Consider the following 14,214-nt stretch of genomic DNA (forward strand, 5'->3'; position numbering starts at 1 on the left):
GCCGCAAACGCCGGACGGCTGGATGGCGCGGCCGGGCCGGACAGTGCCGGCCAGTGGGAGGGGCGGGCGGGGTGCCACCCCCGGTCAGACCTCGATGACGATCTTGCCCGCCGTGTGTCCGCCCCGGCTCAGTTCGAACGCCGCGCCCAGTTCCGCCAGCGGAAACGTCCGCGCGATCGGTACCGTCAGCTGCCCGCTGTCCGCGAGCCGTCCCAGCTCCGCCAGGTCGCTGCCGACCGGCCGGACCCACATCCATTCACCGCCGGCGCCCGTCACGGTGGGGTCCGCGATGGAGGCGTGGCGGCCGTCGTAGTGCAGGACTTCCCGCGTGACCCCGAGGACCCCGCCGACGAAGTCGGCGACGACCGTCGGCCCGTCGGGGACGAGGGCCCGTACCCGCCCGGCCAGCCCGTCGCCGTATGCGACGGGCTCCGCACCCAGGCCCCGGACCCGGTCGTGGTTGCGCGGGGAGGCCGTCCCGATGACCCGCGCGCCCATCGAGCGGGCGATCTGCACGGCGAAGGAGCCGACCCCGCCGGCCGCACCGTGGATGAGCACGGTGTCCTTCGCACCCGTCCCGAGCCGCGTGAGCACCTGGTAGGCGGTGAGCCCGGCGAGCGGCACTGCGGCGGCCTCGGCCCAGTCGAGCGAGGCGGGCTTGCGCGCCAGGGTCCGTACCGGCACGGACACGAACTCGGCGAAGGTCCCGCCGTGCACGTAGTCCTTCCGGGCGTACGCGAACACCTCGTCGCCCTCGGCGTACTCGGGAGCGTCGATGCCCACCTGCTCCACGGTCCCGGCCACGTCCCACCCGGGGACCACGGGGAAGACGACGTCCATGAGCCCGTCGAGGCCGCCTGCCATGATCTTCCAGTCGACGGGGTTGACGCCGGCGGCCTTCACCCGGACGAGGACTTCTCCCGGCCCGACCTTCGGCATCGGCAGCCGCGTGTCGGTGAGCACCTCCGTCCCGCCGTACGTCTCGTACGCCATCGCCCGCATGGTGTCCTGGGACATGTACCGATACCGACCTCTCCGCGACGCAGTGGTGGAACCCCGCCCCGGGGCCCATCCCACCACGTACTGCGCCCGGCCCGCGGCAGGCGGCCCCGCAGGCGACCCCGCCGGATCACTCGTACTCGGTGCCGCCCTTGCGCGTCAGGTACGCCGGGCTGACCGCCTTGGCGATGGCGCGGCCGCCCACGACGGGGCTGTACCGCTCCGTCGCGGACCGGATGACGACGCCCTCGCGCAGGTGCAGGGCCTTGCCGGACACGGTCTCGCGGCCGCTCGCCCACTCCAGGACGGTGTCGAGGGCGTACGGGCCCTCGTACAGCCGCGGCACCAGCGGCAGTTCGCCGCCCGCGAGGAGCTCCGCCGGGTCCAGCCAGCGGACCTGACCGTCGATCTCCGCCGATACGTCGAACACGGCGAGGCCGGGCGGCGCGTCGGCGGTGCGCACGTCGGTCCCGTAGGCGAGGTCCTGGACGCCCGCCCCGTACACCTCGCCGAAGATGCCGACCCGGCTCGCGCCGAGCCGGGCGGCGAGTTTCTCGGCGACGGCGGGCACGTCGTGGCCGCGTACGGCCCGCCAGTAGAGGTTGCGGTCCTCCTCCTTGAGGGCCAGCCCCTTCGAGCCGAACCCCTTCGAGGTGACGATGCTCCGCCCGCCCTCCACGACGTACGTGAACAGGCAGGCCGTGCCGTGCAGTTTCTCGGTGAGGACGACCGGCTCGCCCTCCTCGAAGATCTGCGGATAGCGCTGCAGGTTCTCGATGTCCACCCAGGGCAGCAGGTCGGGAGCGGCTTCGACGTCCCCGCTCATGCTGGTGGGTATCGGCGGGGCCCACTTCGTGATGCCGAGCAGCTCCGCGAAGTCGGTACCCTCCTCGGCCGCCTTCACCAGGTCGACGCCGGCGAGCGCCCGCGGCCGGCACACGAGTCCCTGCGAGAGCTCGCCCCGCAGCCGGACGGCCTTGACCCGGTCGGCGGAGCTGCCGGCGAGCCGGCCGGTCAGGCCCAGCTCCTCGATCAGCTCGGCGGGCAGCACGGCCTGCTCGGGGATGTAGACGGCGAACTCACCCGTGCGGTAGGCGCCCTTGGCGATCACGGCGCGGTAGAGGCCCACTTGGGCCAGCTCCAGCGCGTCGGCGTTCGGGTGCTCGTGGACGGTCAGCTCTTCGGCGGTGACTCTCAATGTCGACATGGGGCAGCTCCTCGTGCGGATGGTTCCTGCTCGGACCTCACTCTCGGCGCCCGGATTTCCGCTGGTCCAGCGGAAATCCGGGTGTTAGCCTGCCGCGCCGCCGCACCCGGCTGCATGCACCGCGCATTGCGTTCCCCCGCACCCTGGAGGCCCCCATGGCACGTCGTCCCGTCACCGTCGTCACCGGCGGAAGCAGGGGCATCGGCGCGGCGACCTGCCTGCGGCTGGCCGCCGACGGGCACGATCTCGCGCTGGGGTACGTGCGTGACGCGACGGCTGCCGAGGCCGTCGCCGCGCGCGTACGGGCCGTGGGGGCGCGGTGCGTGACCGTACGCGGCGACACCGCCGGGGAGGACGGCGTGGAGCGGCTCTTCGACGTCGCCCGGGCCGAACTCGGGGCGGTGACCGGCCTGGTCAACAACGCCGGGGTGACGGGCCCCCTGGGCCGGCTCGCGGACGCCCGGACCGAGGACCTGCGGCGCGTGGTCGAGGTGAACCTCCTCGGGTACCTGCTGTGCTGCCGCCGGGCGGCCCGGGACATGGCGGAATCGGGCGGCGGGGCCATCGTGAACGTGTCGTCGGCGGCCGCCACCCTCGGCAGCCCCGGGGACTACGTCCACTACGCGGCGACGAAGGCCGCCACGGACGCGCTGACCGTGGGCCTCTCCAAGGAGCTCGGCCCGGACGGGATCCGGGTCAACGCGGTGGCCCCCGGCATCATCGAGACCGGCATGCACGCGGCGATGGGCGACCCGGGGCGCCCCGCCCGCGCCGCGGCCGGCATCCCGCTGGGCCGGCCCGGGCAGCCGGAGGAGATCGCCGGGGCGATCGCGTGGCTGCTGTCCCCGGACGCCTCGTACACGACGGGGACGGTCCTGCGGGTCTCCGGGGGACGCTGAGCGCGCGCGTCCCCGCCCGACGAGGCGCATCGCAGGCGGGACGGCGGCACCCGGGTGGGTCTGCCGGGATGCGGCCCGCAGGGCACCGGTGTGGACTCTGGAAGGCCGAGTGGCCCTCGTGGACAGGGACCCGTGGGCCGCGCTACCGACTGGAGGAACACCCCGATGGCGCCGAGCAAGCCGAGCATCGTCTTCGCCCACGGCCTGTGGGCCGACGGATCCTGCTACAGCAAGCTGATCCCCGTCCTCCAGCGCGAGGGCCACGAGGTGGTGTCGGCGCAGAACAGCCTGGATTCCCTGGAGGGGGACGTGGACGCCGTCCACCGCGCGCTGGGACGGGTCGGCAGCCCGGCCGTCCTCGTCGGCCACTCCTGGGGCGGCTACGTCATCACCGCCGCCGGCACCGACGACCGCGTCGCCGGACTCGTCTACGTCGCCGCTCTCGGCCCGGACGCCGGCGAGACCCCGCAGGAGCTGATCGGCAAGTTCGACATGCCCCCGCTCTTCTCCCACCTCGACACCGAGGACGGACGCATCTGGATCGCCCGTGACGGCATCTCCGACTTCTGCGGCGACCTGCCGGAGGAGGAGCAGATGCTGGTGTGGGCCACCCAGGGCGCCCCGCGCGCGGAGGTCCTGGGGTCGACGCTCGACACTCCGGCCTGGCGGTCCAAGCCCAGCTGGTTCCTGGTCACCACGCAGGACCACGCCGTGAACCCCGAGCTCCAGCGGTTCGGGGCCCAGCGCATGGGTGCCACCGTCGCCGAGGTCGCCTCCGCCCACGTCCCGATGCTGTCCCAGCCCGAGGCCGTCCTCGACCTCATCCGGAAGGCCGCCGCCTCGGTGTAGTGCTGGGGGCTGTCGTCGAAATCCCGTCGTCGCCCGGAGGGCGGCCCCGCGGCGTCCGGTGCGTGCTCTCGGCGTGCCGGGCGGAAGCCCGCGTACTGGACGTACTTGGCTTTCGCCTGGTGCGGCGAGAGCGCGTGCCAGGCGTCGCGGGGCAGACGGGAGTTCGACGACAGCCCCTATTCGAGGGCGGCCTGTGTGGCGGGGCCGTAGATGCCCTGCGGGTCGCCCTTGATGTCGCGGTCGCGCTGGAGCTGGCTGACACCGCGCTTGGTCTGGCCGTCGTAGACGCCCGTGACGGACACGTACGTGAATCCCTGCCCGAACAGCAGCTCCTGCAGGGCGCGCACTTCCGGCCCCTTGTCCCCCATGCGCAGCGGCCCGGCGGGCACGCCCGCCCTGCCGGCCGACGCGCTCGCCGACGGCGTCGGCTTCGGGGCCTGGGTGGTGGGCGGGGCGGAGGACTGGGACGCCGACGGGGAGGGGGTCGGGCGCCCGGACGGTTCCGGCGACCCGGTCGGCCCGGTCGGCTCCCCTCCGGACTCCGGGGCTCGGCCCGGGAGTCCGGGCACGGTCAGTCCGGTCGGGGCCTTGGCCCGGGGTGCCTTCGGCTCGTCGGGACCGGTCAGCATGAGCACCATGCCCCCGGCGGCGCCGAGTCCGAGCAGGGTGAGGACGGCGACCATGAGCGGGTCCGCGCCGCGGCGCTCCCGGCGCTCCCGGCGGTGCCCGGCGACCGGAGCCGCGGCGGTGGCCCGTACGGAAGCGGTTCCGTGGTCCGGCGCGGGCTCAGGCTCCTGCGCCGGGTGGGGATCCACGTCCTGGACGGGAGCCGGCTGCGGCCACGGGGGCGTCGGCCCGGACGGCCAGACCGGGGACGGGGTCACGTACGGGTGCACGAACGGGCGTGCGCCGGGGGCGGCGCCGTTCTCATCGGTGTCGTGGGACATGGTTGCTCCCGGCGGGGACGGGGGCCGGCGCGGCGGTGCGGTGCCGGCCCCCACCCGGCCGGTCAGGCCCTGCGCCGCCGGGCGGTCGGGGCCGGTCCGGGCGTACCGGGCGTGCGGGAACCGCCGGAGCCGGCCGGGGCGAGCGATGAGCGGACGGACGCGGGTCTGGACATCTGCGGGTCTCCGGGGTGCGGCTCAAGCGGTGCGTCTGCGGGGGTCATGCGGCGGTTCTGCAGTGACTCTGAGGTGGTTCTGAGGTGGTAGGGCAGTACTTCCGTGGTGGTTCTTGATCGGCGCACTCTTGCCCTCCGGGGCGGGCCCGGTCAAGCCGGGTGTCCGGTCTGCCCCGGGGCATCCCCTCTGTCGGGTCGGCGCCGGATCGCCGTGGCCCACACCGTGACGGCGGCCGCCAGCATCAGGACCGCTCCGCCGAGCGGGGCGGCGGGGGCGGACAGCCCGTCGACCGCGAGCCCGCCGAACAGGGCGCCGGCCGCTATCGCCAGGTTGAACATGGCCACCATCAGCGAGGACGCGGCCTCCGCGGCGGTCGGAGCCGCCTTGATCATCCACTTCTGCACGCTCACGGAGACGCCCCCGTACACGAGCCCCCAGGCGAGCAGCAGGGCGGTTCCGGCGACCGCTCCCGGCAGGACCGCGATGAGCGCGAGGACGACGGTCAGGAGGGAGCTGATCAGGAGCAGGTTCCGGTACGCGTCGCGCGCCCCGGCGAGGAAGTTTCCGGCGACACCCGCGAGTCCGTAGCCGAGCAGCAGCATGCTGACCCGGTCGGCGCTGATGCCGGAGACGTCCTGGAGGATCGGGCGTACGAACGTGTAGGCCGCGAACTGCCCGGTCACCACCAGGAAGGTGACGATCACGCCCGCACGCACCGCGCGGTTCCGGCGGAGCAGGGCGGGCAGTTCGCGGAAGGCGATGCGCTGGGTCGGCGGGAGCGGGGGCAGGAGCAGCAGCAGGGCGGTGAGCGTGACCAGCCCGAGGCCGCCGACCGCCGCGAAGGCGGTGCGCCAGCCGCCGAGGTCGCCGAGCAGGGTTCCGGCGGGGACGCCGAGCACGGAGGCGGTGGGGACTCCGCTGAACACGAGCGCGGTCGCCCGGCCGACGTGCCGTTCGGGTACCAGGCGCCCGGCGAGCCCGCCGGCCATCGCCCAGAATCCGCCGACGCTGACGCCGACGAGCAGGCGGGCGGTGAGGAGGACGGTGAAGTTCGGGGCGAGGGCGGCGGCGAGGTTGGCGGCGGTCATCAGGGCGATGAGCACGCAGAGCACGTACCGCCGGTCGAGCCGTCCCGCGCCGACGGTGACGAGCGGGGCGCAGACTCCCGCGATCAGCCCGGGCACGGTGACCATCAGCCCTGCGGTGCCGTCGGAGACCCCGAGGCCGGCCGCGACGGGGGTGAGCAGGCCGACGGGCAGCAGCTCGGAGGTGATCAGGCAGAAGATCCCGAGGGAGACGGCGCACACCGCCGCCCAGCCCTTCCACGGAGCCGGGCCAGGAGCAGGAGCAGGGGCGGAGGCAGGGGCGGAGGCAGGGGCGGAGGCAGGGGCGGGGACGGGACCGGATCCGGCAGCCGGCGCGGGGCCGGGCGGGGTTTCCAGGTCGGGGGCGGGCGCGGGGTCGCCGGGCGCGGCAGGTGCGGTCATCGATCGGTACTCCGTACGAGGCGTGCTGCGGGCAGGGCTCGACAGCACGGGGTGCCGGGGGCGCGCCTCCCCCGTCACCCGCACTGCCGTTCCGAACGCCCGGTCCCCCACTCGTTCCCACGCTCTCCGCGCGTCCTGCATCACTCGGACGCGTGAGGTGGAGCACCGGGTCCGCCGCAGGGTACGGCACAGTGGTCGAATGCAGTTACGCCGGGCCCTGCCCCTGTCCCTCGTCGCGCTCCTCGCGAGCGCAGGCTGTGTCTCCGTGGGTCCGGAGGCTTCGGTTCCGGCGCCCGCGCGCGGTTCCGTACCGCCCGCGGACGCGCCTGACGTGCCGCTCTCCCTCCCCCTCGGGAAGCTGCCGGCCCCCTCCGCCCCCGACCCGGACGCGGATCCGGATCCCTCTCCCGCCCGCTCCGGGAAGGCGCCGGCCCCGCCCCGGCGGGCGCGTACGCCGGGGCCCGCGACCGCCCGCCCGCGCCGCAAACCCACGCCTCCCCCGCACCCGCCGCGCATGGACGAACTGTGCACGGCCGCGGAGGGCTCCGTACCGGGGTCCATCGTGGACCTGTGCCTGCGGCAGTACGGGCGCTGACCGGGGGATGTGAGGCTCACCAGTCGGGTCAGCGAAATGTGGCGGTCCTTCGGCCGCAGGACGCCGGCCTGCCCGGAGGACCGGGAGCAGTGGGTCACCGAGTTGCAGGAGCCGCTCGCCTGAGGCGGCGCGGGGCTGCCGTGCGGCGGACGGCGCGCAGCCGGCACATGGTGACGTGGCCGCGCCGCCGCCATTCGGCGCGCGGCAGGCCCGCGCGGTGGCCGCCGCCGGAGATGAGGGCGTTGACCGGGGTCATCGGGTCGGCGCCCAGCCCCTTGGCGACGAGTACCCCGACCACGAGCGGAGCCAGGGCGACGGCCAGGGCCGTCCCGGCGGTGGTCACGTGCTGCCGGGTCGGCCGGAGTGCGGCGGCCGTCGTACCGCGGGGGGTCTCGGAGGTCATGCCCCCATTCGACCAGCGGCGGCGCCGCGGGGAATCGGGGCGGATACTCAGGCCGTTGGGTACGACGTACTCAGACGGGCGGGGCGGGCACGGCGGGCGGGGCGGTGGGTGACGGTGGGACAGGAGCAGGGCCGGGGCTTCGAGCCGGCGACCGGGGACGGTCCGGAGCCGCCTGCGTCGGGGCGGGCCGCCGAGGTGGGCACGGCCTACGAGGGCCTGCTGCAGATCCGCCGCCTGGTGGGCGGCCCCGCGGGCGCCTCGGTGCCCGCTCCCTGGGAGGTACGGCAGACTCCGCGCGCGGTGGCCCTGGTCCTGGAGGCCGCGGGCATCCCTCCCTCGGCGCTGGACGCGGAGGGGCGGCGCACGCGGACGGGCTACCGGGTGTCCGCCGCGGCGGAGCCCGGGCGCGCGGAGGTGACCTGGGCCGGCCCACCGGGAGCCGGGGCGGCCGGGGAGGAGCAGGAGCGGCTGGCGGACTGCGCGGCCGCACTGGAACGGGCCGGGTGGGTGTGCCTGTTGTACCGGGGGCCGCGCCGCCGCCGGTTCCTGGAGGTGGAACCGCCGCGCTGAGGGCCCGGCCGGGGGAAATCCGCTGGCCCGCCCTCCGCCCGCACGGGCAGACTCGCCGGATGGGCATGCTCGATGTGATGGCGGACCGGCTCGGCCGGGGCGAGACCGTGGAATTCAGGCCGACCGGCGACTCGATGGTGCCGCTGGTCCGCAGCCGGCAGAAGGTCCGGGTCGCGCCCGCCGACCCGGCGCTCGTCGGGGTCGGCGACATCGTCCTGGTCCGCGTCTCGGGCACGGTGTGCCTGCATCTGGTGTCGGCCGTGGACGGGCCCCGCCGTCGCGTGCAGATCAGCAACAACCGGGGCCGCGTCAACGGCTGGGCCGGCCACGACCGGGTGTTCGGCATCTGCCTGACGGTGGACGGCGTCCCGGTCCCCGGTGCGGACGCCAAGGTCCGGAAGCCCGCGGCCGGGCCGGTCGTCCGGCCCCGCGTTCTGAGCACCGCGCGGCTGGACCTCGTACCCCTGCACCCCTCGCACGCCGCGGAGATGGCCGGTGTACTGGCGGATCCCGCCCTGCACTCCTTCATCGGCGGTGAGCCCCTGGCGCCCGATGCGCTGCGTGCGCGCTACGAGCGGCTCGCCGCCGGGTCCCCCGATCCGGGGGTGGTCTGGTGCAACTGGGTGCTGCGGCTGCGCGCGGGGCGGGAGCTGGCCGGTACCGTCCAGGCCACCGTCGAGCCGACGCAGGGCCGCGCCGAGCTGGCCTGGATCGTCGGTACGCCCTGGCAGGGCCGCGGGCTGGCGGCGGAGGCCGCCCGGGCGCTCGCCGGCTGGCTGCGGGAGCTGCCCGTCGGCCTCCTCGTCGCGCACGTGCACCCGGACCACGCCGCCTCCGCCGCGGTGGCCGCGGCCTGCGGGCTCCGGCCCACCCCGCACCGCCAGGACGGCGAGGTCCGCTGGGAGTCCGGCGCCTAAGCCGGCTCCGCCGTCTCCGGGCCGTACGGCCCGGGCGGGCGCCCGGGTCGTACGGCCGCTCCCCCGGTCAGGGTGCGCCGAAGGTCAGCGTCAGCTGCGGCGTGCCCTCGGCCGCCTGGGCCTCCGAGGACCACAGCCACAGGGCGTCCGTCCCGGTGCTGCTCAGCGCCAGCGCGTAGCTGCCGCCGAGCGCTGCGGAGACGTTCGCCGTGGTCAGCGCGGCGGTGTGGACCGCCGAGCCGTCGGGGATCCCGGCGAAGCCGCCGAGCGCCGGAGCGCCCAGGCCGGGGCGGTTGTTGTACGTCGTCCCGGTCTCGGTCCAGGCCCCGGTGACGGGCAGCACCGAGACGCTGTCGGCCGTACCGGCGCCGCTCATGGTGCTGGTCTTGACGCTGAGGACGGCCGACTTGAGCACCGTCCCGGCGGGTGCGGCGGGCAGGTTGAAGCGCAGGTAGCTCGCGTAGAAGGAGGTGCCGCGCACGGCGAGGGAGCTGGAGGTCCCGTAGTTGGTGTCGGGGGCACCGGCGTTGGCGTAGGTGTCCTCGGCCGCGGTCACCTGGAGCACCTGGTCCGCCGGGGCGGTGGCGAGGGCGTAGTGGTTCTGGACCTGCGCCGCGCTCAGGACGGTCGGGTAGACGGCCGTCTCGTCGAGCTGTCCCGCCCAGTACTCGCTGATCGGGCGGTCGGGCCAGCCGCCGAGGCTGTCGCCGCCGGCGTGCCAGTAGCCGGAGAAGTTCTCGTGCGTGGTGACGGCCAGGGTGCCCTTCTGTACGCCGTCCACGTAGAGGGTCATCCCGCCGGGGCCCTGGGTGGCGACGACGTGGTGCCAGGCGTTGTCGTTGTAGGTGCCGGAGGTGGTGACGGTGCGGGTCGCTCCGGTGTAGACGCCGAAGACGAGCCGGCCGTCATTGGTCATGTAGAGGTGCTTGTCGTACTGATTGCTGCCGCGGGCCTGGTTGTTCCCGAAGCCGAAGAGCTTTCCGCCCCGGGTGGTGTTCGTCCTGAACCAGGTCTCGATGGTGTAGGCACTGCCCACGGTCTGCCGTTCGTCCCCGTACACCTGGGTGTCCGTGCCGTTGAAGCCGATCGCGGTGCTCGCGCCGGAGACCGCGCCCGGGGTCTGCCGCAGGGCGGGGGCGTTCAGGTGCACGCCGCTCTTGTTGCCGGAGACGGAGGAGTCGGCGACGAAGGGCAGGGTGGACTCGTCGTAGCGCCAGTACTGCCGGGCCCCGTCGGCACGCACCTGGTTCGGGTAGGCGTCCGTCTTCGTCGGGACGGTCACGCTCGCCGTCGCCGACAGGGCGCTGGTGTTGCCGGCCGCGTCGGTGGCCGTCACCCGGTACGTGTACGACTGGCCGGCCGTCACGGTCGTGTCGGTCCACGAGGCCTGCGGGCGCCGGAAGAACAGCGAGTCGGCGGTGACCGTCGCGACGGGCGTGGCCGCGCCGTTGCGGTAGACCTTGTAGGTCAGCGCGCTGTCGTCGAGGTCGAGGCTGGTGCGCCAGCGCACCTGCACCTCGCCGGGCTTGAAGCTGACCGCGCTCGCGACGGGCACGCTGGGCGCCCCGGTGTCCCCGGTGGAGGCGAAGCGCGTCAGACTCTGCTGCGCCGCACCGTTGACGGTGGTGAACTCCCCGCCGACCCACAGGTACTGGACGCCGTCCTTGGAGCCGACGGTCATCACGCGCGGGCCGATGCCCTCGCCGATGCCGTCGTTGGTGTCGGGGGCCCAGCTCAGCTTGCCGGTGCCGGTGGTGGGCTGGGCGAGCAGGTGGTGGCGCTGGCCGTCGGGGAACTCGCCGACGCTGGAGCAGTCGTGCGCGTGCGAGGCACTGTAGAGGACGCTCTGGTAGGGCAGCACGGCCTGCGTGGCGCCGAGGCAGGTGTCGCGCCAGCGCTGGTTGAAACCGGCGAGGTCGAGCGCGATGCGGCCGTCGAAGACGCCGCCGCCCGTGCCCTCGTTGGCGGTGTAGAAGCCGGTCGCGTCGGTCGCGATGTCCTTGACCACCGAGTTGGTCTCGATGAAGCCGGGATAGGACTTGGTGAGCGCGCCGCTCGTCGCGTCGACGACGGCCAGCGCGTGGGTGTTCGTGCCGTTGACCGTGAAGAAGTCGCCGCCGAGCAGGACGCTGTTGCCGTCGGGGGTGACCTCGATCGCGCGCCCGGGCTCGTCGGCGTCGGCGGTGAAGGGCTTGAGGGCGCCGTCGGTCGCGCCGACGGCGGCGAAGCGCTGCCGGGGCTGCCCGGCGACGGTGAGGAAGTCGCCGCCCGCGTAGACGGTGTCGCCGGTGACGGCGAGGGCCCTGACGGTGGCCGCGAAGGCGGGGCGGAAGTCCGTCTTCACCGTGCAGCTCGCCACGTCCACGGCGGCGAGGCTGGAGACGGCGGTGCCGTTGACGGCGCCGAAGTACCCGCCCGCGTACAGGGTCTTCTTGTCCGGGGAGAGGGCCAGCGCACGGACGGTGGCGGTGCCGGAGGGCACGGTGAAGGACAGGGTGCAGGAGGTCGGTGCGCCGGTGGCCGCGTCGAGCGCGACGAAGTTCACGGCCGGCTGCTCGCTTCCGGCGGCGCCCGCGGGCGGGCGCACGGCGGAGAAGGTGCCGCCGACGAAGACCCGCCCGGCGGCCTCGGCGAGGGCCCAGACCACGCCGTTGGGCTGCCAGGTGGGCAGCGGGTCGGCGGTGAAGACGACGGGCGGGGTGACGGCTGCGGCCTGCGGGACGAGGCCGAGGCCGAGGCCGGCGCCGGTTCCGGCCAGGGACAGGGCGACAGCGGCCGCTAGCCCTCTGGATCTACGCATGAACCCCCCAAGTTCTGTGTGCGGTGTGACCGTACGGGCGCACCCTAGGGCGATTCGGTGTTCTGTTCACGCCAATTGGCGGATCGGATACCGATTCGCACCGGAACGTTTCACGGGCCCTTCCTCCGCTGCGCCCCCGCCGGGTTCAGCGCGGCTTCGCCCGGACGTGCATCCGCTCCCCCTGCCTGCCGAAGAGGCTGAGGATCTCCACGGGCCGGCCGTCCGCGCTGGTGAACCAGTGCGGCAGCCGGGTGTCGAACTCGGCCACCTCCCCCGGACCGAGGACGAGGTCGTGCTCGGCGAGGACGAGGCGCAGCCGGCCGTTCAGCACGTACAGCCACTCGTAGCCCTCGTGGGTGCGGTGGTCCGGCTCGGAGCCCCGGTCGGTGATGATCATCTTGTACGCCTGGAGCGGGCCCGGCGTCCTGGTCAGGGGTACGAACGTCCCGCCGCTGGGCAGCGGGTGGGGCGTCAGCCGGACCCGGGGGTCCCCCACTTCGGGGGCGCCGACCAGGTCGTCCAGCGGCACGCCGTACGCCCCGGCGAGCGGCAGCAGCAGTTCCAGGCTGGGGCGGCGCCCGCCCGACTCCAGCCGCGACAGGGTGCTCTTCGAGATGCCGGTCTCCTCGGAGAGCGCGGCCAGGGTGAGGCCGCGGGCGGCGCGCAGCCGCCGGAGCCGGGGGGCGACCTGGTCGAGGACGGCCTGGTACGGCCCCGGCCCGGGCTCGTCCGGCGCGGTGTCCGGTTCGGTGTCCGGTTCGGCGTCCGGCGGGGTGTCGGATGAGGAGTTCATGCGGGCATTCCACCCCTCCGTCCCGGAAACGGCAACAAGAGTTGCCACCGCACATCCGCGGGCGCACGCTCCGGCCCATGAACCCACACAGAGACACGACCCCGGTCGGCGCAGGACGGCGAGACGGCGAGCACCGGGAGGCGGCGCGGGGTGCGCGGCGCCCGGTCCCGGTGCCATGGGCGCTCGCCGGCCTGTCGCTGTCCATGCTGCTGTCCTCCCTCGGCACGAGCATCGCCAATGTCGGGCTGCCGACGCTGGCGCGGGCGTTCGACGCCTCCTTCCAGCAGATCCAGTGGGTCGTCCTCGCCTACCTCCTCGCCATCACCACCCTGATCGTCGGCGCCGGCCGGCTCGGCGACCTCTTCGGCCGCAGAAGACTGCTGCTGGGCGGTGTGCTCCTGTTCACGGCCGCCTCCGCCCTGTGCGGGGCCGCGCCCTCGCTCCCGTGGCTGATCGCCGCCCGCGCGGTGCAGGGCCTCGGAGCGGCCGTCATGATGGCCCTGACCATGGCGTTCGTCGGCGAGACGGTGCCGAAGGAGCGGACCGGCAGGGCCATGGGGCTGCTCGGGACGATGTCCGCGGTCGGTACGGCTCTCGGGCCCTCGCTGGGCGGCGCGCTCATCGCGGGACTCGGCTGGCGGTCCATGTTCCTCGTCAGCGTGCCGCTCGGCCTCCTCACCCTCCTCCTCGCGCACCGCTTCCTGCCCGCCGACCGGCAGCGGGAGCCCGGGGCCGCGCGGCCCGGCTTCGACCGTGTGGGCACCCTGCTGCTCGCCCTGACGCTCGCGGCCTACGCCCTCGCCATGACGGTCGGACACGGCGGCTTCGGTCCGCTCTCCCTGGCGCTGCTGGTGGCGGCCGCCGCCGGTGCCGGTCTCTTCGTACGGGTCGAGGCCCGGACGGCGTCACCGCTGGTCGCCCTCGCGACCCTGCGCGATCCCGTGCTCGGCGCGGGCCTCGCGATGAGCGCCCTCGTCTCGACGGTGATGATGGCGACGCTGGTGGTCGGCCCGTTCCACCTCTCCCGGTCGCTCGGCCTCGACGCGGCGCTCGTCGGGCTGGTCCTGTCGGTCGGACCGCTCGTCGCCGCACTGTCCGGCGTACCGGCCGGGCGGGGCACCGACCGGTTCGGCACGCGGCGCACGACCCTCACCGGGCTCGCCGCGATGGCCGCGGGCTGCGCCCTGCTGACCCTGCTTCCGGCAACGCTCGGCGTCTGGGGCTACGTGCTCCCCATCGCGGTGGTGACCGCCGGCTACGCGCTCTTCCAGACGGCCAACAACACGGCCGTCATGGCGGAGGTGAGGCCGGATCAGCGGGGCGTCGTCTCGGGCCTGCTCAACCTGTCGCGCAATCTCGGGCTCGTCACCGGCGCCTCCGTCATGGGTGCCGTCTTCGCCTTCGCGTCGGCGGCCGCCGATGTGGCGACGGCGTCCCCCGGGGCCACGGCCACCGGCATGCGGACCACGTTCGCGGTCGCGGCGGTCGCGATCTGCCTCGCGCTCGCCCTGGCGTGGAAGCTCGCACCCGAGCCTCCCGCGCCTCCCGCGGCGCCCGCCGGGCGCGGGTGAGGG

Annotated in this window: 13 protein-coding genes; 6 read left to right on the top strand and 7 right to left on the bottom strand. The window is 74.6% G+C overall.

Annotated elements, in window-relative coordinates; translation table 11 throughout:
• Positions 1 to 84: 84 nt before the first annotated feature.
• Positions 85 to 1,002 carry an NADP-dependent oxidoreductase gene (locus ACIGFK_RS27650; RefSeq protein ID WP_376655857.1) on the bottom strand — a complete coding sequence of 306 codons (918 nt, stop codon included), beginning with the start codon at positions 1,000 to 1,002 and terminating at the stop codon, positions 85 to 87.
• Between the two features lie 127 nt (positions 1,003 to 1,129).
• Entirely contained in the window at positions 1,130 to 2,206 is a 1,077-nt protein-coding gene (locus tag ACIGFK_RS27655; RefSeq protein ID WP_376655836.1) for an RNA ligase (ATP), read from the bottom strand.
• A gap of 155 nt (positions 2,207 to 2,361) precedes the next feature.
• Between ACIGFK_RS27655 and ACIGFK_RS27660 the strand changes: the two genes are divergently transcribed.
• Together ACIGFK_RS27660 and ACIGFK_RS27665 are read left to right on the top strand one after the other, a co-directional pair.
• The gene (locus tag ACIGFK_RS27660; protein ID WP_376655835.1) at positions 2,362 to 3,105 is read left to right on the top strand and encodes an SDR family NAD(P)-dependent oxidoreductase; all 744 of its coding nucleotides are present in this window, start codon (positions 2,362 to 2,364) and stop codon (positions 3,103 to 3,105) included.
• Positions 3,106 to 3,270: 165 nt separating this feature from the next.
• Positions 3,271 to 3,954 (top strand): alpha/beta fold hydrolase, encoded by a 684-nt coding sequence (locus ACIGFK_RS27665; protein WP_400053982.1) that lies wholly within the window; start codon positions 3,271 to 3,273, stop codon positions 3,952 to 3,954.
• Between the two features lie 176 nt (positions 3,955 to 4,130).
• Here the strand turns inward: ACIGFK_RS27665 and ACIGFK_RS27670 are convergent, their stop codons facing one another.
• Positions 4,131 to 4,901, bottom strand: coding sequence for a peptidoglycan-binding protein (locus ACIGFK_RS27670; RefSeq protein ID WP_376655833.1), 771 nt, complete (start codon positions 4,899 to 4,901; stop codon positions 4,131 to 4,133).
• Positions 4,902 to 5,224: 323 nt separating this feature from the next.
• A complete protein-coding gene (locus ACIGFK_RS27675) occupies positions 5,225 to 6,562 on the bottom strand; it encodes an MFS transporter (protein ID WP_400053984.1) in 1,338 nt (445 codons plus the stop codon).
• Between the two features lie 199 nt (positions 6,563 to 6,761).
• Here ACIGFK_RS27675 and ACIGFK_RS27680 point away from each other — a divergent pair, with 199 nt between their 5' ends.
• Complete coding sequence (locus ACIGFK_RS27680; protein ID WP_400053986.1) at positions 6,762 to 7,157, top strand: hypothetical protein; 396 nt, start codon at positions 6,762 to 6,764, stop codon at positions 7,155 to 7,157.
• A gap of 94 nt (positions 7,158 to 7,251) precedes the next feature.
• Here ACIGFK_RS27680 and ACIGFK_RS27685 read toward each other — a convergent pair whose 3' ends face one another.
• Positions 7,252 to 7,560 carry a hypothetical protein gene (locus ACIGFK_RS27685; RefSeq protein ID WP_376655830.1) on the bottom strand — a complete coding sequence of 103 codons (309 nt, stop codon included), beginning with the start codon at positions 7,558 to 7,560 and terminating at the stop codon, positions 7,252 to 7,254.
• A gap of 114 nt (positions 7,561 to 7,674) precedes the next feature.
• On the opposite strand from ACIGFK_RS27685, the gene ACIGFK_RS27690 reads away from it, so the two are divergent.
• Both ACIGFK_RS27690 and ACIGFK_RS27695 read left to right on the top strand, forming a co-directional pair.
• Positions 7,675 to 8,130, top strand: coding sequence for a hypothetical protein (locus tag ACIGFK_RS27690; protein WP_376655829.1), 456 nt, complete (start codon positions 7,675 to 7,677; stop codon positions 8,128 to 8,130).
• 434 nt (positions 8,131 to 8,564) lie between these two features.
• Positions 8,565 to 9,047: a GNAT family N-acetyltransferase gene (locus ACIGFK_RS27695; protein WP_376655856.1), complete on the top strand. Its 483-nt coding sequence runs from the start codon at positions 8,565 to 8,567 to the stop codon at positions 9,045 to 9,047.
• 67 nt (positions 9,048 to 9,114) lie between these two features.
• On the opposite strand, the gene ACIGFK_RS27700 is transcribed toward ACIGFK_RS27695, so the two are convergent.
• Together ACIGFK_RS27700 and ACIGFK_RS27705 are read right to left on the bottom strand one after the other, a co-directional pair.
• A complete protein-coding gene (locus ACIGFK_RS27700) occupies positions 9,115 to 11,847 on the bottom strand; it encodes a DNRLRE domain-containing protein (protein ID WP_400053989.1) in 2,733 nt (910 codons plus the stop codon).
• A gap of 145 nt (positions 11,848 to 11,992) precedes the next feature.
• Positions 11,993 to 12,640: a helix-turn-helix domain-containing protein gene (locus ACIGFK_RS27705; protein ID WP_400053991.1), complete on the bottom strand. Its 648-nt coding sequence runs from the start codon at positions 12,638 to 12,640 to the stop codon at positions 11,993 to 11,995.
• Between the two features lie 77 nt (positions 12,641 to 12,717).
• On the opposite strand from ACIGFK_RS27705, the gene ACIGFK_RS27710 reads away from it, so the two are divergent.
• Entirely contained in the window at positions 12,718 to 14,211 is a 1,494-nt protein-coding gene (locus tag ACIGFK_RS27710) for an MFS transporter (RefSeq protein ID WP_400053993.1), read from the top strand.
• The last annotated feature ends 3 nt before the right edge of the window (positions 14,212 to 14,214 follow it).

Origin of the sequence: Streptomyces sp. NPDC085524 (assembly GCF_044541755.1) — a bacterium.
GTDB lineage: Bacteria > Actinomycetota > Actinomycetes > Streptomycetales > Streptomycetaceae > Streptomyces.